This window comes from Streptomyces sp. STAM6, from assembly GCF_054963715.1.
Window position 1 is genome coordinate 297,934 of record NZ_JBUEFZ010000005.1, and the last position, 21,357, is coordinate 319,290.

General features: G+C 71.1%; 16 protein-coding genes and 4 tRNA genes. 10 read left to right on the top strand and 10 right to left on the bottom strand.

The features are described from left to right. Positions 1 to 5 precede the first annotated feature (5 nt). Positions 6 to 1,091, top strand: coding sequence for a phosphoribosylformylglycinamidine cyclo-ligase (gene purM / locus ACY34K_RS10040; protein ID WP_462745788.1), 1,086 nt, complete (start codon positions 6 to 8; stop codon positions 1,089 to 1,091). A gap of 57 nt (positions 1,092 to 1,148) precedes the next feature. Here purM and ACY34K_RS10045 read toward each other — a convergent pair whose 3' ends face one another. Next, entirely contained in the window at positions 1,149 to 1,403 is a 255-nt protein-coding gene (locus tag ACY34K_RS10045) for a DUF3073 domain-containing protein (RefSeq protein WP_462745789.1), read from the bottom strand. Between the two features lie 331 nt (positions 1,404 to 1,734). Beyond that, the gene (locus ACY34K_RS10050) at positions 1,735 to 2,817 is read right to left on the bottom strand and encodes a Leu/Phe/Val dehydrogenase (protein WP_462745790.1); all 1,083 of its coding nucleotides are present in this window, start codon (positions 2,815 to 2,817) and stop codon (positions 1,735 to 1,737) included. Positions 2,818 to 2,972: 155 nt separating this feature from the next. Between ACY34K_RS10050 and ACY34K_RS10055 the strand changes: the two genes are divergently transcribed. Both ACY34K_RS10055 and bldC read left to right on the top strand, forming a co-directional pair. Then, a complete protein-coding gene (locus ACY34K_RS10055; RefSeq protein WP_462745791.1) occupies positions 2,973 to 3,818 on the top strand; it encodes a hypothetical protein in 846 nt (281 codons plus the stop codon). Positions 3,819 to 4,361: 543 nt separating this feature from the next. Continuing rightward, entirely contained in the window at positions 4,362 to 4,568 is a 207-nt protein-coding gene (bldC, locus tag ACY34K_RS10060; RefSeq protein WP_003949541.1) for a developmental transcriptional regulator BldC, read from the top strand. Between the two features lie 265 nt (positions 4,569 to 4,833). Here the strand turns inward: bldC and ACY34K_RS10065 are convergent, their stop codons facing one another. From ACY34K_RS10065 to hrpA, 3 genes are all read right to left on the bottom strand, one after another. Continuing rightward, the gene (locus tag ACY34K_RS10065; protein ID WP_462745792.1) at positions 4,834 to 5,034 is read right to left on the bottom strand and encodes a DUF6274 family protein; all 201 of its coding nucleotides are present in this window, start codon (positions 5,032 to 5,034) and stop codon (positions 4,834 to 4,836) included. Between the two features lie 130 nt (positions 5,035 to 5,164). After that, positions 5,165 to 5,239, bottom strand: a tRNA-Asp gene (locus tag ACY34K_RS10070). A 98-nt stretch (positions 5,240 to 5,337) separates the two neighbouring features. Next, on the bottom strand, positions 5,338 to 9,333 hold the full coding sequence (gene hrpA, locus ACY34K_RS10075) for an ATP-dependent RNA helicase HrpA (protein ID WP_462745793.1): 3,996 nt from the start codon (positions 9,331 to 9,333) through the stop codon (positions 5,338 to 5,340). 141 nt (positions 9,334 to 9,474) lie between these two features. On the opposite strand from hrpA, the gene ACY34K_RS10080 reads away from it, so the two are divergent. The 4 genes from ACY34K_RS10080 to ACY34K_RS10095 all read left to right on the top strand — a co-directional run bounded on the left by ACY34K_RS10080 (position 9,475) and on the right by ACY34K_RS10095 (position 12,084). Then, positions 9,475 to 9,957 (top strand): hypothetical protein, encoded by a 483-nt coding sequence (locus ACY34K_RS10080; RefSeq protein ID WP_462745794.1) that lies wholly within the window; start codon positions 9,475 to 9,477, stop codon positions 9,955 to 9,957. Positions 9,958 to 10,018: 61 nt separating this feature from the next. Beyond that, positions 10,019 to 10,735 carry a DsbA family protein gene (locus tag ACY34K_RS10085; RefSeq protein ID WP_462745795.1) on the top strand — a complete coding sequence of 239 codons (717 nt, stop codon included), beginning with the start codon at positions 10,019 to 10,021 and terminating at the stop codon, positions 10,733 to 10,735. After that, positions 10,732 to 11,550 (top strand): cytochrome c biogenesis CcdA family protein, encoded by an 819-nt coding sequence (locus ACY34K_RS10090; RefSeq protein ID WP_462745796.1) that lies wholly within the window; start codon positions 10,732 to 10,734, stop codon positions 11,548 to 11,550. The genes ACY34K_RS10085 and ACY34K_RS10090 overlap by 4 nt, the downstream gene beginning before the upstream one ends. Before the next feature lie 189 nt (positions 11,551 to 11,739). Beyond that, positions 11,740 to 12,084 (top strand): hypothetical protein, encoded by a 345-nt coding sequence (locus ACY34K_RS10095; RefSeq protein ID WP_462745797.1) that lies wholly within the window; start codon positions 11,740 to 11,742, stop codon positions 12,082 to 12,084. Positions 12,085 to 12,291: 207 nt separating this feature from the next. Here ACY34K_RS10095 and ACY34K_RS10100 read toward each other — a convergent pair. The 5 genes from ACY34K_RS10100 to ACY34K_RS10120 form a co-directional block, all read right to left on the bottom strand. Further along, positions 12,292 to 12,365 (bottom strand) — tRNA-Phe (locus ACY34K_RS10100). A gap of 22 nt (positions 12,366 to 12,387) precedes the next feature. Beyond that, a tRNA-Asp gene (locus tag ACY34K_RS10105) sits at positions 12,388 to 12,462 on the bottom strand. Positions 12,463 to 12,501: 39 nt separating this feature from the next. Next, positions 12,502 to 12,574, bottom strand: a tRNA-Glu gene (locus ACY34K_RS10110). 80 nt (positions 12,575 to 12,654) lie between these two features. Beyond that, the gene (locus ACY34K_RS10115; protein WP_462745798.1) at positions 12,655 to 14,223 is read right to left on the bottom strand and encodes a metallophosphoesterase family protein; all 1,569 of its coding nucleotides are present in this window, start codon (positions 14,221 to 14,223) and stop codon (positions 12,655 to 12,657) included. Positions 14,224 to 14,334: 111 nt separating this feature from the next. Beyond that, positions 14,335 to 14,685, bottom strand: coding sequence for a metallopeptidase family protein (locus ACY34K_RS10120; RefSeq protein ID WP_462745799.1), 351 nt, complete (start codon positions 14,683 to 14,685; stop codon positions 14,335 to 14,337). A gap of 290 nt (positions 14,686 to 14,975) precedes the next feature. Here ACY34K_RS10120 and ACY34K_RS10125 point away from each other — a divergent pair, with 290 nt between their 5' ends. From ACY34K_RS10125 to ACY34K_RS10135, 3 genes are all read left to right on the top strand, one after another. Further along, positions 14,976 to 15,554, top strand: a complete 579-nt coding sequence (locus tag ACY34K_RS10125; RefSeq protein WP_462745800.1) for a hypothetical protein — start codon at positions 14,976 to 14,978, stop codon at positions 15,552 to 15,554. A gap of 230 nt (positions 15,555 to 15,784) precedes the next feature. Further along, on the top strand, positions 15,785 to 17,977 hold the full coding sequence (locus ACY34K_RS10130) for a DEAD/DEAH box helicase (RefSeq protein ID WP_462745801.1): 2,193 nt from the start codon (positions 15,785 to 15,787) through the stop codon (positions 17,975 to 17,977). 253 nt (positions 17,978 to 18,230) lie between these two features. Continuing rightward, positions 18,231 to 21,257: an FG-GAP-like repeat-containing protein gene (locus ACY34K_RS10135; RefSeq protein WP_462745802.1), complete on the top strand. Its 3,027-nt coding sequence runs from the start codon at positions 18,231 to 18,233 to the stop codon at positions 21,255 to 21,257. Positions 21,258 to 21,357 lie beyond the last annotated feature (100 nt).

A 21,357-nucleotide genomic window follows, 5' to 3' on the forward strand; every position in this document is an offset into this window, starting at 1 on the left:
AAGCCATGTCTCAGGCCACCAGTGCCGAAGGCGGCGCCAGCTACGCAGCCGCGGGCGTCGACATCGAAGCGGGCGACCGCGCCGTCGAGCTGATGAAGGAGTGGGTGAAGAAGACGCAGCGCCCCGAGGTCGCCGGCCTCGGCGGCCTCGGCGGATTCGCCGGTCTCTTCGACGCCTCCGCCTTCAAGCGCTACGAGCGTCCGCTCCTCGCCTCCGCCACCGACGGTGTGGGCACCAAGGTCGACATCGCCCGCCGGATGGGCGTCTACGACACCATCGGTCACGACCTGGTCGCCATGGTCATGGACGACATCGTCGTCTGCGGCGCCGAGCCGCTGTTCATGACCGACTACATCTGCGTCGGCAAGGTGCACCCCGAGCGGGTCGCCGCCATCGTCAAGGGCATCGCCGAGGGCTGTGTCCTCGCCGGCTGCGCCCTCGTCGGCGGCGAGACCGCCGAGCACCCGGGTCTGCTGGGCCCGGACGACTTCGACGTCGCCGGTGCCGGCACCGGTGTGGTCGAGGCCGACCGGCTGCTGGGCGCCGATCGCATCCGTACGGGTGACTCGGTGGTGGCCATGGCGTCCTCCGGCCTTCACTCCAACGGGTACTCGCTGGTCCGGCACGTGCTCTTCGACCGCGCGGGCATGGCCCTGGAGCAGCGGGTCGAGGAGCTGGGCCGCACCCTGGGCGAGGAGCTGCTGGAGCCCACCAAGATCTACTCGCTGGACTGCCTGGCGCTCACCCGGACGACCGAGGTGCACGCGTTCAGTCACATCACCGGCGGCGGCCTGGCAGCCAACCTGGCCCGGGTCATCCCCGACCGGCTGCACGCCACGATCGACCGTTCGACCTGGGCGCCCGGTGCGGTGTTCGACCTGGTCGGCAGGACCGGCCGGGTCGAGCGGCTCGAGCTGGAGAAGACGCTGAACATGGGCGTCGGCATGATGGCCGTGGTGCCTGCCGAGTCGGTCGACGTGGCACTCACCACCCTGGCCGACCGGGGCGTCGACGCCTGGGTCGCCGGTGAGATCACCGAGCGTGGCGAGCACTCCACCGGTGCCACCCTCGTGGGCGACTACGCGAGCTGAGCAGCACAAGAACCCGGTCCGGGGCGCGCCCCGGACCGGGTTGGAAGTATGCAGGCGTCAAGCGCCGCGACGCTGTGACGACGGACCGGACTCTTCGTCCTCGTCCTCGTCGTCATTGTTGTACAGCTCCGCGTAGCGGGCGTACGGGTCGTCTTCCTCGTCGTCGTCCTCGAACGGCTCTCCGTTCGGAGGCTGGCTCGAAGTCGATGCGCCCAGCTCGCTGGCCAGACGTGAGAGGTCCGTCCCACCGCTGTTGTACTTCAGCTGGCGGGCGACCTTCGTCTGCTTGGCCTTGGCCCGGCCGCGCCCCATGGCTCGACCCCCTCGGTGACGGGGCTCGACGGCCCCAGAGTCTTGACACGCGTTCATGATTCGGAACGGACTCTCCGTGGAGAGACCGGCCCGTAGGGCTTCAACGGTACCTGCTTCCGCGGCCATACGGTACGCCGCCCGCATGACGCGCCTCGGAGCACAACCGGCGAGAAGCCCCATCCCCGCTGGTCAGCTGCGATTTTAACCTCTTCTTGAGGGCCGACCCGCCGACCGGCGTGAGTCTTCTCTCTCCCCCAGAGCCTACGGCATGGGGGTACCCCGTCGAGCGAACGCTTGGACGACGCCCGGGGGTCGGCCCTGTCAAGGACGCCTACCCGCGACGCGCCTCCGCCATCCGCTGCTCCGCGATCCGGTCGGCCGCGGCGGCCGGCGGAATCCCATCGGACTTCGCACGTGCGAATATTGCCAGAGTGGTGTCGAAGATCTTGGTGGCCTTCGCCTTGCACCGGTCGAAGTCGAAGCCGTGCAGCTCGTCGGCGACCTGGATGACGCCGCCGGCGTTGACCACGTAGTCCGGTGCGTAGAGGATCCCGCGGTCCGCGAGGTCCTTCTCCACACCCGGGTGCGCGAGCTGGTTGTTGGCCGCGCCGCACACCACCTTCGCCGTCAGCACGGGCACGGTGTCGTCGTTCAGCGCACCGCCGAGCGCACAGGGGGCGTAGACGTCCAGGCCCTCGGTGCGGATCAGGGCGTCGGTGTCGGCGACCACGGCGACCTGCGGGAACTTGTCGGTGATCCGGCGGATCGACTCCTCCCGGACGTCCGTGATGACGACCTCGGCACCGTCCGACAGGAGGTGCTCGACGAGGTAGTGGCCGACCTTGCCGACACCGGCCACGCCGACCTTGCGGCCGCGCAGGGTGGGGTCGCCCCAGATGTGCTGCGCGGAGGCGCGCATGCCCTGGAAGACACCGTAGGCGGTGAGGACCGAGGAGTCGCCGGCCCCGCCGTTCTCGGGGGAGCGGCCGGTGGTCCAGCGGCACTCGCGGGCGACGACGTCCATGTCCGCGACGTAGGTGCCGACGTCGCAGGCCGTGACGTACCGGCCGCCGAGGGAGGCCACGAACCGGCCGTAGGCCAGCAGCAGCTCCTCCGTCTTGATCTTCTCCGGGTCGCCGATGATCACGGCCTTGCCACCGCCGTGCTCCAGGCCGGCCAGCGCGTTCTTGTACGACATCCCCCGCGACAGGTTCAGCGCGTCCGCGACGGCAGCCTCCTCGGAGGCGTAGGGATAGAAGCGGGTGCCGCCGAGGGCGGGGCCTAGGGCGGTCGAGTGGATGGCGATGACGGCCTTCAGGCCGGTGGCACGGTCCTGGCACAGCACGACTTGCTCGTGGCCCCCCTGCTCCGAGTGGAACAGGGTGTGCAGGACGCCGTCGGTCACATCGGTCACGGTGGTGACTCCCAAGTACGAAGCGGCGATAGAGGCCCCCCTTCTGGGTGGGGGAGGGCCTGTTCGGCAAGAGAGTAAGTCCTACCTGCGCGTAGATCCGACGCAGTGCCGAGGATCACCCCCTCGCGGAGTACTGGCGTGGAAGGATTTGCGGCATGCCAGCCGTCTCCTCGGTCCTCGTCCCGTACGCGTCGTATCTGCGGGTGTACGAGCCGCTGGCGGCCTTCCCGGAGCCGGAGCGCGGCCACTGGACCCGCTACGCGCGCCGCGGGGCGACGCCCACGGCCCAGGACGAACTGCGGCGCTCGCTCGCCGATCTGCTGCCCACGCCGCCGGTCCCCGTGCCCGTGCACGAGAGTGCGGACGCCTTCGTGCTGGAGGTCGACGGCGTGGTGTGCGTCTGTCCCTGGCGGACCCGGCTGCGCGGCTGGCTGGCGCTGGAGGAGCTGCCGGCGCTGCTGCCGGCGCCGCTGCTGGACGCGGTGCTGCCGCCGGTGGTGCGGGGGCAGGCGGCGGCGGACTTCGAGGGCTGGCGCAAGGGCAACCCGGACGCCCGGCCGTGGATCCGGACGTCGGTGTGGCAGGTGCCGGTGCGGTGGTTCGTGCCCTTCTCGGACGAGGAGCGGGAGTACCTGCCGGCGGCGTCGCCCGGCGAGGCGCCCGTGCTGCGCTACCGGACGCCGATGGTGCAGGCGAGGCGGCGGGTGGCCAGGGCCCTGAAGACGCTGCGCGAGACGATCGACGAAGGTCCGCTCACCGAGGGCCTGGTAGATGTGGGGCGGTGGCTGGAGGAATTCCACCCGCGCTCGCTGGTCGAGCTGGACTACGGCGGCCTGGTGCACGCCCTGTCCGGTGAGCAGCTGGCCGGCGACCGGTCGGCGGCGGACGTGGCGGAGGGGATCGCAGCGCTGCGGGCCGGCGACGGCCAGGGCGCGGGTGAGGCGTACCAGCGGTTGACGGCGCGCTGGCGCGAGGTCCGGAACCGTCAGTTCGCCAATTGACGTGATCCTGTCCGGTGATCTTCTCTCTCGGGGTCCCGGTGTTCCGGGGTTCCGGGGGTCCCGGTTTCCCTGGGGCCACCGGGGTGACCGGGGCCACGGGGACGGAGGTCCCGATCCGGGCCTTTGTCTCAAGCGTGACGGATAGCACTAACACGGCTCTTGCGCCCATCGCCCGACCTCATGCCAAAATAGGACAAGGAGTCCGGGGAGGGTTCCTTCCGTCCAACTAAGGGCGGAATGCTCAGCATTGCATCCTATGGGGGGTCTGGTGGCTCCTGATCGCTCTGTGACTGATCGTCACTGTGACGTGACTGTCCGTTATGGCATGGTCCATCGGCTTCCGCCGCTGATGGACACCTGAGAGGGCAATTCCGTCGGTTTGGCCGAACGTGGCTGGACAGATGGTGTAGTTGTAGTGCCGAGGACAAGCCGTTCGTCCTATAACCGACTCGGCTCGCGTCCGCCATTTCGGGCAACGCGGGTCAAGGTGCAGAATTTAGAGGAAAGAACCGAGAAGGTTCGGTTCTCCCGAGGAGGCCGCTCATGACCGCTCGCACCCCTGATGCCGAGCCGCTGCTGACCCCCGCTGAGGTTGCCACGATGTTCCGCGTGGACCCGAAGACGGTGACCCGCTGGGCGAAGGCGGGCAAGCTCACGTCCATCCGCACGCTGGGTGGACACCGCCGGTACCGCGAGGCAGAGGTCCGTGCACTGCTGGCGGGTATTCCGCAGCAGCGCAGCGAGGCCTGAACACCCCGTTAACGGGCGATGCCGGGTCCCCCAACCTGGTCAGCCCGCTCTCAGCTCCACCGACGGCAGCCCGCCCCAACGGGTCTTCGTCATCGATCGCGCTGGACTCCGCCGGGTCCAGCGCGATCTTTTTGTGTCCTCGCGGCTGGCCCTCACCGGAACTCTCCGGAAGCTCCTGGAGCGCGTGCAATTGCACATATTAAATGGGGCCGTTGTAGGGAGGGTGTAAGTTAAGCGGTTTCTAAAACTTCCATGGTGACTCGCGTCACACCGATTCAACGTCCGGAGGGGGCTCGCACGAAGGGTCCGTGTCGCTTCCGTAGTCGTCCGGAACCTCCATGGCGAGCCGCTGGAGACGGTGGCAGACCGGGCACTGCCGGGTGATGTGGCGATAACCGGAAGCAGCCGCCAGGTGGGCGCGCAGCAGCGCGCGGGTCTCGTGTCTGGCCGTGGACGCCGCCGCCATGTGCGTCACCTCCGCAGAAGGGGGCCCGATTCCCTGATGACTGGGTACCGGTGGCAGATGACGCCGTCAAGATGCACAGCAGAAGGCCCGGATCCCCAAGGGATCCGGGCCTTCTGATACATCATCAATGCGGTCCTGACGGGATTTGAACCCGCGGCCTCCACCTTGACAGGGTGGCGAGCACTCCAAACTGCTCCACAGGACCAGGTTTCGCAGCCGTTGTGTTCGCTTGCGCTTGGCTGCGAGACAGACTGTACAGCAGGTCAGAGGGTCCGGTCGAACTCACTCATGGCGACAGGGCCATCACCGGGGTACCGCCGCGTCGATCGCCTTCACGATCCGCTTGTCCGACACCGGATGGGCCGTGCCCAGGGCGTGGGCGAAGTAGCTGACCCGCAGCTCCTCGATCATCCAGCGGATGTCCAGGACCTCCTGCGGGACCGGGCGGCCCGGGGGCATCTGCTCCAGCAGCCACGCGTACTCGTCCTGCATCTCGTGGACCTTCTCCATGCGCGTGGTGTCGCGCTGGACGGCCGTCGGCATCTGCTGGAGCCGGCGGTCCACCGCCACCAGGTAGCGCATCAGGTCGGGCAGCCGGCGCAGGCCGGTGGCGGTGACGAAGCCGGCCGGCATCAGGGCCGCCAGCTGCTCACGGACGTCCTGGACGTTGTTCATCAGGGCCAGGCTGTTCGTGGCCTTCAGACGGCGCTCGCAGGCCTGCCAGGCGGCCAGGATCTGCTGCACCTGCCCGATGGTGCGGACGGTCACGTCCACGAGGTCGGCACGGACCTTGTCGTACAGCTTGCGGAACGACTCCTCGTCCCACGCGGGCCCGCCGTGGTCGGCGATCAGCTTGTCGGCCGCCGCGGTCGCGCAGTCGTCGAAGAGCGCCTGTATCGACCCGTGCGGGTTGCGCGACAGGGCGAGCTTCTGCTGGTTCGTCAGTTTGTCGGAGGCGAACTTCGCCGGGTTCACCGGAATGTTCAGCATGATCAGCTTCCGGGTGCCCCGCCACATGGCCAGGGCCTGCTCGGCCTCCGTGTCGAAGAGCCGCACGGCGACGGTCTCACCCTCGTCCACCAGCGCGGGGTACGCCTTGACCGGCAGGGCCGGCATGGGGGTCCCCCCTGCTCGAGCGGAGCCGAGAGCTCGGGGGCGGGTCTCGAAGACCCGCGTGAGGGTGCCGATCGTCCACTCCCTGAGCCCTGTGCGCTCCAGGGACGAACCGGATCCGTCCGGGCCCGCCGTGGCGGCCGCGGCGGCCTTGGAGAGGGCCTGGCGGGCCTTCGGCCGCAGCCTGAGCTTCAGTGTCTCCAGGTCCTTGTCCTCGGCCAGCTTGCGGCGCCGCTCGTCGACGATCCTGAAGGTGATCTTGAGGTGGTCGGGGACCTTCGCCCAGTCGAAGTCCTCGGCCGTCACCGGCACCCCCACCATCCGCTGCAGCTCGCGCGCGAGTGCCGTCGTCAGCGGCTCCTGCGCCGGGACCGCGACGGTGTCGAGGAAGCGGGCGGCGAAGTTCGGCGCGGGCACGTAATTGCGGCGGATCGGTTTCGGGAGGGAGCGGATCAGCTCGGTCACGACCTCTTCGCGCAGGCCCGGGATCTGCCAGTCGAAGCCCTCGTCCGTGACCTGGTTCAGCACCTGGAGCGGGATGTGGACGGTCACGCCGTCCGCGTCCGCGCCGGGCTCGAACTGGTACGTGACGCGGAACTTCAGCCGGCCCTGGCGCCAGGAGTCCGGGTAGTCGTCCTTGGTGACCGCCCCGGCCTTCTCGTTGATGAGCATCTCGCGCTCGAAGTCGAGCAGTTCCGGCTCGTCCCGGCGCTTGTGCTTCCACCACGAGTCGAAGTGCGCGCCCGACACGACGTGCTCGGGCACCCGCTGGTCGTAGAAGTCGAACAGGGTCTCGTCGTCCACCAGGATGTCGCGGCGGCGGGCCCGGTGCTCCAGCTCCTCGACCTCGGTCAGCAGCTTGCGGTTGTCCGCGAAGAACTTGTGGTGCGTGCGCCAGTCGCCCTCGACGAGCGCGTGGCGGATGAACAGCTCGCGCGAGACCTCGGGGTCGATGCGGCCGTAGTTCACCTTGCGCTGGGCGACGATCGGTACGCCGTACAGCGTGACCTTCTCGTACGCCATCACGGCGGCCTGGTCCTTCTCCCAGTGCGGCTCGGAGTAGGTGCACTTCAGGAGGTGCTGGGCCAGCGGCTCGATCCACTCGGGCTCGATCTTCGCGTTGACCCGCGCCCACAGGCGGGACGTCTCGACCAGCTCGGCGGACATGATGAAGCGCGGCGGCTTCTTGAACAACGCCGAGCCGGGGAAGACGGCGAACTTGGCGCTGCGGGCACCCAGGTACTCGTTCTTCGCGCCGTCCTTCACGTCCTTCATCCCGACGTGGGACAGCAGACCCGCCAGCAGCGAGACGTGCACGCGCTCCTCGGGCGCGCTCAGCTCCGCCGAGGAGTCCTCGAGGTGCATGCCCATCTGCTTCGCCACGGTGCGCAGCTGCGCATAGATGTCCTGCCATTCACGAATGCGCAGGAAGTTGAGGTACTCCTGCTTGCACATCCGGCGGAAGCTGGAGGAGCCCCGCTCCTTCTGCTGCTCGCGGATGTACCGCCAGAGGTTCAGATAGGCGAGGAAGTCGGACGTCTCGTCCTTGAAGCGGGCGTGCTGCTGGTCGGCCTGCGCCTGCTTGTCGGCGGGGCGCTCGCGGGGGTCCTGGATGGACAGCGCGGCCGCGATCACCATGACCTCGCGTACGCAGCCGTTCTTGTCGGCCTCCAGCACCATCCGGGCCAGGCGCGGGTCCACCGGCAGCTGCGCCAGCTTGCGGCCCTGCTGCGTGAGGCGCTTCTTCGGGTCCTTCTGGGCCGGGTCGATCGCGCCGAGCTCCTGGAGGAGCTGCACGCCGTCGCGGATGTTGCGGTGGTCCGGCGGGTCGATGAAGGGGAACTTCTCGATGTCGCCGAGGCCGGCGGCCGTCATCTGCAGGATGACCGAGGCCAGGTTCGTGCGGAGGATCTCGGCGTCCGTGAACTCGGGCCGGGACAGGAAGTCGTCCTCGTCGTACAGCCGGATGCAGATGCCGTCGGACGTACGGCCGCAGCGGCCCTTGCGCTGGTTGGCGCTGGCCTGGCTGATCCGCTCGATCGGCAGGCGCTGGACCTTGGTGCGGTGGCTGTAGCGGGAGATGCGGGCGGTGCCCGGATCGATCACGTACTTGATGCCCGGCACGGTCAGGGACGTCTCGGCGACGTTCGTCGCGAGGACGATGCGGCGGCCGGGGTGGGGCTGGAAGACACGGTGCTGCTCGGCGTGCGAGAGGCGGGCGTAGAGCGGGAGGACCTCGGTGTGGCGGAGCTTCTTCTTGAGCAGCGCGTCCGCCGTGTCGCGGATCTCGCGCTCGCCGGAGAGGAAGACCAGGATGTCGCCGGGGCCCTCGGCCTGGAGCTCGTCGACGGCGTCGCAAATGGCGGTGATCTGGTCGCGGTCGGACTCCTCGGAGTCCTCTTCCAGGAGGGGGCGGTAGCGGACCTCGACGGGATAGGTGCGTCCGCTGACCTCCACGATGGGCGCGTCGCCGAAGTGGCGGGAGAAGCGCTCGGGGTCGATGGTCGCGGAGGTGATCACGACCTTGAGGTCGGGGCGGCGGGGCAGCAGCTGGGCCAGATAGCCGAGCAGGAAGTCGATGTTGAGGGACCGCTCGTGGGCCTCGTCGATGATGATCGTGTCGTAGGCGCGGAGCTCGCGGTCCGTCTGGATCTCGGCGAGCAGGATGCCGTCCGTCATGAGCTTGACGAAGGTGGCGTCCTGGTTCACCTGGTCGGTGAACCGGACCTTCCAGCCGACCGCCTCGCCCAGCGGCGTCCCCAGCTCGTCGGCCACGCGCTCGGCGACCGTGCGGGCGGCGATCCGGCGGGGCTGCGTGTGACCGATCATGCCGCGCACGCCGCGGCCCAGCTCCAGGCAGATCTTGGGGATCTGGGTCGTCTTTCCGGATCCGGTCTCACCGGCGACGATCACGACCTGGTGGTCGCGTATCGCCTTGAGGATGTCGTCCTTCTTCTGGCTGACCGGCAGCTGTTCGGGGTACGTGACCTCGGGCATCCGGGAGGCGCGCTCGGCCGTGCGGGCGGCCGCGCGCCCGGCTTCGGCGGCGATCTCGTCCAGCACGGCCTGCTGGGCCTGGGGCTTGCGGATGCGGCGGGCGCCTTCGAGACGGCGGCCGAGCCGGTGCGCGTCGCGCAGCGAGACCTCGGCCAGCAGGGTCTGGAGGTCGGCGAAGGAAGTAGACATACCTGATCCAGGATCTCACCCGGCGCTCCGGAGTGGCGAACCGATTTCCCCGTACCATTTCCGGCACGTCGACGATCTTCCGAGTTCTCGGCGGTGACCTGGAAAAGCGCTCGTGAAAGAGACCCGGAAGGCGGTGTCCCCATGCCCTGTGCCGGCGGCCGGTGGTACCGCCTCGGTGCCGCCGTGGTGGCAGTGGGCACGCTGCTGGCCCTGCTGGTCTGCGCGGCCGGCGGGCCCGGGGCGGCTCCCGGGGCCGGTCCCGGGACGGTCATGTCGCGCGGCTCCTCGGACGCCACCGCGGCCGGGAGCCCCGCCGTAAGCCCGCCCGGCAGCCCGGCCGTGACCGTGGCCGGGGCCCCCGTCGCGCACCCGGTCGCCGGCTTCGAGCCGGGGCCCGGCAAGGTGCCCGGCTGCGGAAAGGGGTCCTCGTCCGAGGACGGCGGGCCGCACCCCGGTACGCCGCCGCGTTCCAGCACCACCTGCGAGCTGCTGCCCGCCCTGTACGACGCGCGCACGGCGGCCGCCGCGTGGGGTCCGGACGAGACGGTGCTGAGCGTCCGGCCCGAGCGCGCGCCGCCGCTCCCCGCTCCCTCTCCCGTGGACCTGTCGATCCTGCGCGTATAGCCGCCGGTACGCCCCCACGTACCGACCCGTGCTTTCTTCTTCCGTGCTCAGGAGCTCCGCCATGTCCAAGTTCAAGCCCTACGCCATCGGTGCCGGTGTCGTCGCTGCCGCCGCCGTGATGGGTGTCCTCTCGTACACCGCCACCAAGCCCGCCGACTCCGGCGCGTCCTCGTCGTCCCCCGCCGTCGTGGCTCCGGCCGATCCTCAGGCGGGGGTCTACCCCGAGCTGCAGAAGTACGCCCGGCGCGACGCCAAGGACCCGCTCGCGGTCGGGCGGGCGGACGCGCCCGTCGTCCTGATCGAGTACGCCGACTTCAAGTGCGGCTACTGCGGGAAGTTCGCCCGCGACACCGAACCGGCCCTGATCGAGAAGTACGTCAGGGCGGGCACGCTGCGCATCGAATGGCGCAACTTCCCGATCTTCGGCGAGGAGTCCGAGAACGCCGCGCGGGCGTCCTGGGCCGCGGGCCGGCAGGGCCGCTTCTGGCAGTTCCACAAGGCGGCGTACGCCGAGGGGGCGAAGGAGAAGGGCTTCTCCGTGGACCGGCTGACCGCGCTGGCCGAGGAGGCCGGCGTGCCCGACCTCGACCGCTTCGCCCGCGACCTGGGCAGTGAGGCGGCCCGGCGGGCCGTCGCCAAGGACCAGGAGCAGGCCTACGCGCTGGGGGCGGCCTCCACGCCGTCCTTCCTCGTCAACGGCCGGCCGATCGCGGGCGCACAGCCCCTGGAGACGTTCACCCAGGCGATCGAGGCGGCCGAGCGGGAGGCCGCGAAGTGACGGGCATCGGCTATCTGGCCGCGCTGCTCGGCGGGCTGCTCGCGCTGCTGAGCCCGTGCAGCGCGCTGCTGCTGCCCGCGTTCTTCGCGTACTCCATCGACAGCCCGGCCCGGCTGGTCGCCCGTACCGGCGTCTTCTACGCCGGGCTCGCCACGACGCTGGTGCCGCTGGGCGCGGCCGGATCCTTCGCCGGGCGGCTCTTCTACGGCCACCGTGACCTGCTGATCGCCACCGGCGGCTGGCTGATCGTCGCGCTGGGCGTGGCGCAGATCCTCGGCCTGGGCTTCGCGTCCCGGCGGATGGCCGAGGCGAGCGGCCGCATCCGGCCCGGAACCGCCCTTTCGGTCTACGCCCTGGGGCTGGTCTACGGTCTGGCCGGCTTCTGTGCGGGCCCGATCCTCGGCAGCGTCCTGACCGTGGCGGCACTCAGCGGAAGCCCGGTCTACGGAGGGGTGCTGCTCGCGGTGTACGCGCTCGGCATGGCGGTCCCGCTGTTCCTGCTGGCACTGCTGTGGGAACGCTTCGACCTCGGCCGCCGGCGCTGGCTGCGCGGCCGGGCCTTCCGGCTGGGCCGCTTCGAACTGCACACCACGTCCGTGCTGTCGGGCCTCTTCTTCATCGCGCTGGGCGTGCTGTTCCTGGCCTTCGACGGCACGACGGCACTTCCGGGCGTGCTGGGCGTCGACGATTCCTACGCCGTGGAGGAGTGGGCCTCCGCCCTCGGCCGCGCGGTCCCGGACTGGGTGCTCCTGACGGCGGTGGCGACGGCGGCGGCGCTGTTCCTGACGCTGCGGGCCCGCCGTCGCGACGGGTAGGCCGGGGCGCGCCGGGGGTGCCACGCGCGGCGCGGGCCGCACCCCCTCCAACTGGCCTGAAATATCCCCTAGTTGCGGGGTGTCAATCCACCTTGAGGTGGACTTCGCTCGTCTCCCGGTAGGACGCGTCAGCTGATCACGCCCGCATATCTTCACTTATTGGAAGATCCGTTCGAACGGGGAGAGTGCGTGACCAGCACACTGAAGAAGTTCGGGACCACCGCGTCGGCGATCGGCCTGCTGGCCGCGGGTATGACGTTCGGCGTCGCACCGTCGGCGCAGGCCGCCGGCGTCGGGCCGAAGGGCTGCTCCGCCTACGTGTCGCACCAGAACAGCCACGTCGCCGTGGGTGTGTGCAGCTCGGGCAACGGCACCTGGAACGTCCAGGCCTGGTGCGGCGGCCCGGGCGGCGCGCGGGGCCCCTACAAGGGCACCCCCGGCTACCGCAAGCTCGGCATGGAGAAGATGGCGACGCTCAACTGCGGCTCCTCCGGCTACCCGTACAACATGAAGGTCGTCGACATCAAGGCCTGACCCGCCACCGGCAGGCCGGCTCCCGGCCCCGGACCACCTGGGCGACCCCTGACCGGATGACTCGGTCAGGGGTCGTTCGTGTGTGCCGGGCGAGGCGATGCGAACCCGTGTGACGCGGCCACCCCGGGCGGATCGGGGTGGCCGCCACACGAAAACACCCCCTCGGGAAGATCCCGGAGGGGGTGTATGCCCTGGGCAGGGCTGCGGTGGCTGGGGCCGGGGTCGAACCGGCGACCTTCCGCTTTTCAGGCGGACGCTCGTACCAACTGAGCTACCCAGCCATGCGGCTCTTTCGAGTCGCAGCGGTCCTGACGGGATTTGAACCCGCGGCCTCCACCTTGACAGGGTGGCGAGCACTCCAAACTGCTCCACAGGACCAAGCGTGGTGCGAGCACTAGTCTCGCACACGGTGATGCGTGCCCCCAACGGGATTCGAACCCGTGCTACCGCCTTGAAAGGGCGGCGTCCTGGGCCACTAGACGATGAGGGCTGATGGCCCGCCTGGGCGCTTCTCAGCGCGTCGGGGACGTGAGAAGCATATGGGATGCGGCGACCGATCGCCAAAACGGTTCAGGGACGGCCCGGCGGCGACCCCCGGAGGGAAGGGGGCGCGGAGCCCGTGCCGGGGGCCGGCGAGGCCGGGGCGCCGGGGCGGTTGTCCTCCGGGAGATGGCGGCTGACCTCGGCCGTCGTCAGGCCCAGCCCGCCGAGGGTGATCTCGTCCCAGGCCTGCAGGTGGTGTTTCTCCCGGTCCAGGTAGAGGACCGAGGCGTGGATCTTCTCGGGCTTCTCGTTCTCGACCGCGCGCAGTCCGCCGCCGCCCGTGGAGCCCTCGATCTTGAGCCGGGTGCCGTGCGGCAGGAGTTTGTTCACCCGGCGGTGCACGTGGCCCGCCAGGACCAGGGGGACCGTGCCGTCCGTCTCCTGGGCGGCGACCGGGTTGTGGGCCACGGCGATGTCCACGGGCCGGCCCGCGCGCTGCTGGCCGCGCAGGGCCGCCGCCAGGCGTGCGCCCGCCGCGCGCTCGGCGTCGTCGCCCGCCGCCAGGACCGAGCGGTCGGGGGTGAACTGCGGGTCACCGGTCCCGGCCACGCGCAGGCCCTTGATCGTCACCGCCCGGCCCTCGTCCAGTACGTGCACGTTCTTGAGGTTCTCCAGGTACTCCTGGGTGATCCGCGAGTCGTGGTTGCCGCGCACCCACACGTAGGGCGCGCCGAGGTCGGTGATCGGGTCGAGGAAGCCGTTCTCGGCGGACGTGCCGTGGTCCATGGTGTCGCCGGAGTCGATGATCACATCGATCCGGTACTGCTCGACGAGGGAGCCGATGATGTGCCACGCGGCCGGATTGAGGTGGATGTCGGAGACGTGCAGGACGCGCATGGTGCCCGGGTCGGGCTGGTAGGTCGGCAGGGTCGAGGTCGCGTCGTACAGCTTGGTCACGTTCGTGACCAGGCGCGCCAGCTCCTTCTGGTACACGTCGAACTCGCTGACGATCGAGCGGGCGTTGCCGACGACCGAGGGCGCGCTGCTGAGCAGGCCGGAGAACTTGGGCTCGAGGACGGACTTGGGGTTCCAGGTGGCGAAGGCGGAGGCGCCGGACGCGGCGAGCAGGGCGAGGGCCAGGCCCCCGGCGGCGAGGGCGCGGCGGGGGCGGCGGTAGACGGCGAGGCCGAGGGCGGTGGCGCCGGAGACGACGGCGACGCAGGAGCGCACCGCCAGTTCGCGGGTGCCGTCGACGACGTCCTGGGTGATCTCGTCCTGGAGGCCGGAGATCCGCTCCGGGTGCTCGACCAGGGCCTTGGAGCGGACCGGGTCGAGCTGGTCGACATCCACGTCGAGCCGGATGGGGGCGGTGTGCGAGTCCAGTTCGAGGGCGCCGAGCGGAGACACGTTGATCTTCGTGCCGCCGCTGAGGGACGGGCGCAGAGTCATGCTCGTGTCCATGGGCCCAACGGGTGTACGGACGCTGCCGACGATCAGCAGGCCGAGCCACGCGCCGAGCAGCACGACGGCGATCAGCCCCCCTGCCCGCGCATAGGGGTGCGGCGCGCTGACCAGCGCGCTCGTGGGACTTGCGTGGTGCGCTCGGTAATGGCTCAGTACGCGGTGGTACGTGGCACGGACGACGGCTCGGGCCATTGGCACCGTATGCCCGGACGGGCGCCCGGCTATGCCCGTCCGTCCGGTGCATCCGGGACGACGGCCGGGTGCCGGAGACGACGCACGCGGTGTCGGGGGGACGTCGGGGGATCAGCCCCAGCCCAGTTCGTGGAGCCGCGCGTCCGCGATGCCGAAGTGGTGCGCCACCTCGTGGACGACCGTCACGGCCACTTCCTGGACCACGTCCTCCGCCGTCTCGCAGTAGCGCAGGGTCGGGCCCATGTAGATCGTGATGCGGTCCGGGAGGACTCCGGCGTACCACTCCCCGCGTTCCGTGAGCGGGGTTCCCTCGTACAGCCCCAGTAGCTCCGGGTCGTCGGCGGGCGGTTCGTCCTCCACGAAGACGGCCACGTTGTCCATGACCCGCGTCAACTCCGGCGGGATCTGGTCCAGGGCCTCACTCACCAGTTCTTCGAACCTGTCGCGTGTCATCTCCAGCACAGGCCCATTGTCTGTGAGGGGTCACGTAATCGGAGCACTTACGGAGTCCTGGCCTTCCGCCAGGCACACAGCCGGGGCTCGCCCGGGCGGGAACGGGGGCCCGGCGGTGTCGCCGGGCCCCCGGACGGTACGAGACGCGCCCGACTCCGGGATCGACGACGAGCGGCCGTACGAGCTGGGCCACGGCTGACGGACCCCCCATTCGGGCGAGTCCCTTTCGGGCGTGTCCCTCGTGGGGTCCGGGGAGTTGGGCAGGGAAACGCCGTCCCGCCGCCGTGGAGGTCCCCCTCGTGCGCCAGCTGTCCGTCCCCGCCCGATGGGCCGTCACCGCACTGGCGGTCGCGGCCTCCGCAGGCTCCCTGAGCGGCTGCATGAGCGTGAGCGACGAGAGTGCCAAGCCCACGCCCGCGAAGTCCGCCGGCCCGACGGGGCCGGCGGCGGCAGAGGGGGACGGTTTCGCGGCGGTGCAGGGCGGCGGCGCCACGGCCGGCGGCGGGCACGAGGCGGACGGGACGTCCGGCAGGCCGAAGGGCGGCCCGTCGTCGTCGCCGGGCCCGACCGTCTCGGGCGCGCCGACCGCGGCGCCGTCGCCGGACGGCGGGCCGGGGGCCGGCCCGGCCGAGCCGTCGCCGCCCGCGCCCACGGGCGGCGACAGCGAGCCCACGCCGCCGGCCGAGCCGACTCCGACGCCCACCCCGCCCGTGGAGCCGACGCCCTCCCCGACGCCGCCGCCCGAGCCGAGCCCCGACCCGTCGGAGCCGCCGTCCGCGTCCCCGGCCGCCGACACCCGCAATGAGGCGATGCGGGCGCCCGAGGGGCCCGGGGCCCGCTCGGAGCCCCAGGCGTCGCCGCAGGTGGCGCCCGCGTGAGGGGGTCCCCCGCATCGGTGTGACGAAGACCGGTTTGCGTCGACAGGGGGTAGGTGCGTATGGTGGTAGATCGTTTGATCCCATTTCCCATTTGCCCGGCGCCAGTACCGAAGAGCGCCGCGTGTGGCGCGTACTCTCCCTTGCCGTGGCTGACCGCATAGAGGCGGTCGAATTGCGAAACACGGAGTTGACGGGCGCGTGCCGAGACTCCGGAAGGTTTCGCATTTCGCATGTCCATTTTCAGTTCTGACCACGCCGTCGTGTCCGAGAACGACGAGGCGGCCGTGGCCGCTGCCGTCGACGAGGCGATCGAGGACGCCGCGGAGACGGCGGACGCCGCCGACGCCGAGCCGACCGTGACCTTCGCGGACCTGGGTCTGCCCGAGGGCATCGTCCGCAAGCTCGCGCAGAACGGCGTGACCACCCCCTTCCCGATCCAGGCCGCGACCATTCCGGACGCCCTGGCCGGCAAGGACATCCTCGGCCGCGGCCGTACCGGCTCCGGCAAGACCCTCTCCTTCGGTCTTCCGCTGCTGGCCACGCTGGCCGGCGGCCACACCGAGAAGAAGAAGCCCCGCGGCGTCATCCTCACCCCGACCCGTGAGCTCGCGATGCAGGTCGCGGACGCCCTGCAGCCCTACGGCGACGTCCTCGGCCTGAAGATGAAGGTCGTCTGCGGCGGTACGTCCATGGGCAACCAGATCTACGCCCTGGAGCGCGGCGTCGACATCCTCGTCGCCACCCCGGGCCGGCTGCGCGACATCATCAACCGGGGCGCCTGCTCGCTGGAGGCCGTGAAGATCGCGGTCCTCGACGAGGCCGACCAGATGGCCGACCTGGGCTTCATGCCCGAGGTCACCGAGCTGCTCGACCAGATCCCCGAGGGCGGCCAGCGCCTGCTCTTCTCCGCCACCCTGGAGAACGAGATCGACAGCCTGGTCAAGCGCTACCTGGTGAACCCGGTCACGCACGAGGTGGACCCGTCCGCCGGCGCCGTCACCACCATGACCCACCACGTCCTGGTCGTGAAGCCGAAGGACAAGGCCCCGGTCACCGCCGCCATCGCCGCCCGCAAGGGCCGCACCATCATCTTCGTCCGCACCCAGCTGGGCGCCGACCGCGTCGCCGAGCAGCTGCGCGACGCGGGTGTGAAGGCGGACGCGCTGCACGGCGGCATGACGCAGGGCGCGCGGACCCGCACGCTGGCCGACTTCAAGGACGGGTACGTCAACGTCCTGGTCGCCACCGACGTCGCCGCCCGCGGTATCCACGTCGACGGCATCGACCTGGTGCTGAACGTCGACCCGGCCGGTGACCACAAGGACTACCTGCACCGCTCGGGCCGCACCGCGCGCGCCGGCCGTTCCGGTGTCGTGGTCTCCCTCGCGCTGCCGCACCAGCGCCGCCAGATCTTCCGCCTGATGGAGGACGCGGGCGTGGACGCCTCGCGCCACATCGTGGGCGGCGCCGGTGCCTTCGACCCGGAGGTCGCCGAGATCACCGGCGCCCGTTCGCTGACCGAGGTCCAGGCCGACTCCGCGAACAACGCCGCGAAGCAGGCCGAGCGCGAGGTCGCCGAGCTCACCAAGCAGCTGGAGCGGATGCAGCGCCGGGCCGGCGAACTGCGCGAGGAGGCCGACCGCCTGGTGGCGCGGGCCGCCCGTGAGCGGGGCGAGGACCCGGAGGCCGCCGTCGCCGAGGTGACCGAGGCCGCCGAGGCGGAGGTCGAGGCCGCGGTGTCCGTCCCGGCGCAGCCGGTGCGCGAGTCCCGCGACGAGCGCGAGTCCCGTGACGAGCGCCCGTCCTCGTACGAGCGCCGTGACCGCCGTGACGACCGGGGCAACTTCGAGCGCCGCGACCGTGACGACCGCGGTGGCCGCTCCTTCGACCGTGACCGTCGTGACGACCGTGGCGGCTTCCGCCGGGACGAGCGCCGTGACGACCGTGGTGGCTTCCGCCGGGACAACGACCGTCCGTCCGGTGGCTTCCGCCGTGACGACCGTCCGTCGGGCGGCTTCCGCCGTGACGAGCGCCGTGACGACCGGGGCGGCTTCAACCGCGACCGTGACGACCGCGGTGGCCGCTCCTTCGACCGTGACCGCCGTGACGACCGTGGCGGCTTCCGCCGGGACAACGACCGTCCGTCCGGTGGCTTCCGCCGTGACGACCGTCCGTCGGGCGGCTTCCGCCGCGACGAGCGCCGTGACGACCGGGGCGGCCGCTCCTTCGAGCGCCGTGACCACCGTGGTGGCAGCGACCGTCCGTTCAACCGTGACCGCCGGGACGACCGTCCGTCCGGTGGCTTCCGCTCCGGCCACGACCGGCACGACCGCCCGTTCGGCCGCCGGGACGACCACCGCGGCTCGAACTCCGGCTCCTTCGGCCGCCGGGACGACAAGCCGCGCTGGAAGCGCAACGGCTGACACATAGTCCACTGAGCAGGGCCCGCACCTCCTACCCAGGAGGAGCGGGCCCTGCGGTGTTGTCGTCGGCCACTGTTACGATCCGTCCACCTCGCAGTGGGGGGCACTGGAGGCGGGGCCGGGGGGCTCTCGTTCATCTCGACGCGTACGCGGCGTGCCACGGGCCGCGCCCTGGTGAGCACCACCCCGCAGGCCCGATCCGTCCGATCGAGAAGTGCGGAGTCACGTGTACGGCAAGAGACCCTTGCGTGTCATGGCCGCTGCCGTGGTCCTGGCGGCCGCGACGGCCACCGGTCCGGCGGTGTCCACCGCCCATGCGGCACCCACCGCGGAGGTGGTGATCCCCGCCACGACGAGCGCCCTGCCCGTGCGCAGCGCGCTGGTCACCGCCGGGCCCCACGGCTATCTGCGCCACGAGCAGGGCCGGGGGACCGTCTGGCGGGCGTACGGCGCCGCCGGCGACGTCCAGGTCGACAGCGTCCCGGAGTTCGACGGGCGCACCTTCCAGCGGGGCACGGGCTCGGACGTCGTCGCCCGGTACCTGGAGTCGCCGCAGCGGGTCGAGTTGCGGGACATGGTCGCGGGCGAGACCGTCACCGTGCCGCTGCCGGCCGGCCACAGCTATGTGGGGGCGTTCGGCCGCAACGTGCTCACCTACGACTCGCCCGGCGAGGGCATGCGCTTCCATGTGCTGGACCTGGAGGCGGGCCAGGTGCGCGACCGGCTCGTGGAGGGCGTGCCCACGGGCGTCCATTCCTACGCCGTTCTCCCGGGGATGGGCGACGCCGGCGGTCTGGTGATGGCCCTGCAAGGGGCCGGGAACGTGTGGATGGACGTCACCCAGCGGCGTGTCGTGCCGATCCGGAACCAGGAGGAGCTGGCGACGAAACGATTCGCCATGACTCCTGACCGGCTGCTGATCTGGTCCGGTGGCCAGGTGTCGGTCTACTCCCGCGGTGATCTCGCCGTGCCGGAGCGTGTGGTGCCGCTCGCCGAAGGCGACGCACGGCTGCTGGGCATGGTGGGCGGGGAGCTCGTCGTCGCCCGGCACGACCCGGCGCTGGGACGGCTCGACGAGAACCTGCCGGTGTGGCGGGTGGAGGCCCGGCCACTGGACGGGAGCGCCGCACGCACGCTGCTGGCCCGGTCGAGCGGCAGCGCGTCGTTCACACCCGACGGCGGCCTGCTGGTGCACGGCGGGGCGACCATGGCCGAGTGGGGCGTCCAGTCGCTCCGGGCCGACGAGGCCGGGCGGGTCACCGTGTCCCGTGAGACCGCGGTGGAGGTCAAGGCCGTACCGAACGCGATCCACCAGTTGTCGTTCCAGCAGGGCCGGCTGACGAGCGTCGAGGCGGACGCGGCGGCCGGCCGGGTCGGGGCCCACACGCGTACCACCGGAATCTCCGGCGGGACGCCCGGCTACGGCGAGCGGAAGGACCGCGGCTGGGTGCCCGACCAGCCCGAAGCCTGCTTCCAGGGCTACTGCCCGAACTTCGTGGAGAGCGGGGACGGCCGCATCGCGTACGGCGGGACCATGCGCATCTGGGGCGAGCCCGTCGTCCCCCTGCAGCGGCTGAACGAGGGCGCCCGGCTTCCGGGCACCAAGCTCGACACGGGTTCCGGCTACGCGGGCTTCATCGGCAGCTCGGGTCGCTGGGCCGCGGTCCACGCGTCGGGGGACAGCTCGAACGGCACGCGGATCATCGACCTCGACACCGGCAAGGTGGCCAGGACACTGGCGGTGCGCGGGCTTTCCCTGTCCGGGACCACCCTGTGGACTTCCCAGGGCAAGGGCGTGGCCGTGGGCTACGACGTCAGGACGGGAGCCCAGACGAAGTCGGTCTACCTGGCGGGATGCTTCTTCGACGGCGTCGAGGCGATCGGCCGCTGGCTGCACTGGACGTGCACGGGGTCGACCAACGACGAGGGCGTGTACGACCTCGAAACCCACAAGAACACCCCGCTCGGCATCGGATACGGGGCGGGCGCCAGACTGGGCGACGGCTTCGTCGTCTACCCGGTCGGCAACACCCTGAAGCTGAAGGACCTGAGCGACGGCGGCACGGTGCACACGCTCACCGACGATCGCCTGTCCTACCACCCGTGGGCGGTCGACCCGGCCACCGGCACCGTCGCCTGGACGGACACCAAGAGCACCGTCCACCTCGCCGGCAGCGGGGTGACGCCGTCCGCGCTCACGGCCGTCGACGCGGATGTCGCCGCGACGCAGGCGGTGAACGGCGGCGGCGCGCCCTGGCGGCCGCGCTGGTGGCTGTCCAAGCCGGCCGCTTCCTGGCAGCTCACGGTCAAGGACGCCTCCGGCGCCGTGCGGCGCACCCTGACCGGCGGTGAGGCCCGCGGCCTGATCGGCGCCGCCTGGGACGGCAAGGACACGGCCGGCCGCCTGGTCGGCAACGGCTCGTACACCTGGTCGCTGACGGCCCTCCCGGCGGACGGCCAGGGTGCCGCGCTGGTGCGGTCCGGCACGGTCACGCTGTCGGGCGCCGCGGCGGTGCGCCGTGACCACAACGGCGACGGTGTCGGCGACCTCGTCTCGCTGAGCTCGACGGGGTCCCTCGCGGTCCGCTACGGGACGGGCGCGGGCACCCTGTCCGGTTCGGTCACCGGCAGCGGCTGGTCGACCTCCGCGATCGCGGTGCCGTTCGGGGACCTGAACGGCGACCGGTGCAACGACGTGCTGGTGCGCATGCCGAGCGGTGAGCTGCGGGCCTACCGCCCCGGCTGCGGCAAGGCGCTGGTGCCGACCGCTCCGTACACCTCGCTCGGGACGGTGTGGGCGCAGTTCAACGTGCTGACCTCGCCCGGTGACATGACCGGTGACGGGCGGGCGGACCTGGTGGCGCGTCAGGCGTCCACGGGTGACGTCTACCTGTACGCGGACGACGGCGCGGGCAGGCTGCAGGCCCGCGGCAAGATCGGCAGCGGCTGGAAGGGCTACCGCGCGCTGTTCGGCGCCGGTGACCTCAACGGCGACGGCATCGGTGACCTTCTCGGCGTGGACAGTGCCAACTCGCTGTGGCGCTACGAAGGCACGGGCACGGGCACGTGGAAGCCGCGGGTGCTGGTGTTCGGCGGCAACTGGGGCACGGGCCGCAACGTCTTCGTCGGCGTCGGGGACCTGAACAAGGACGGCAAGTCCGACCTGGTCTCTCGCAACGCGGCCGGTGATCTGCTGCGCAACTACGGCAACGGCGCCGGGTCGTTCGGCTCCACGGCGAAGATCGGCACCGGCTGGCAGGGGTACAAGGGCCTGTTCTGACGGGTTCGAAAGTCCGGTCGGGGCGGGCCCGCGGAACCACCGCCGCGCCCGAACCGGGCGGCGCGCGCCGCCCGGTTCCCGGACTCGTGCCGGCCGGGCG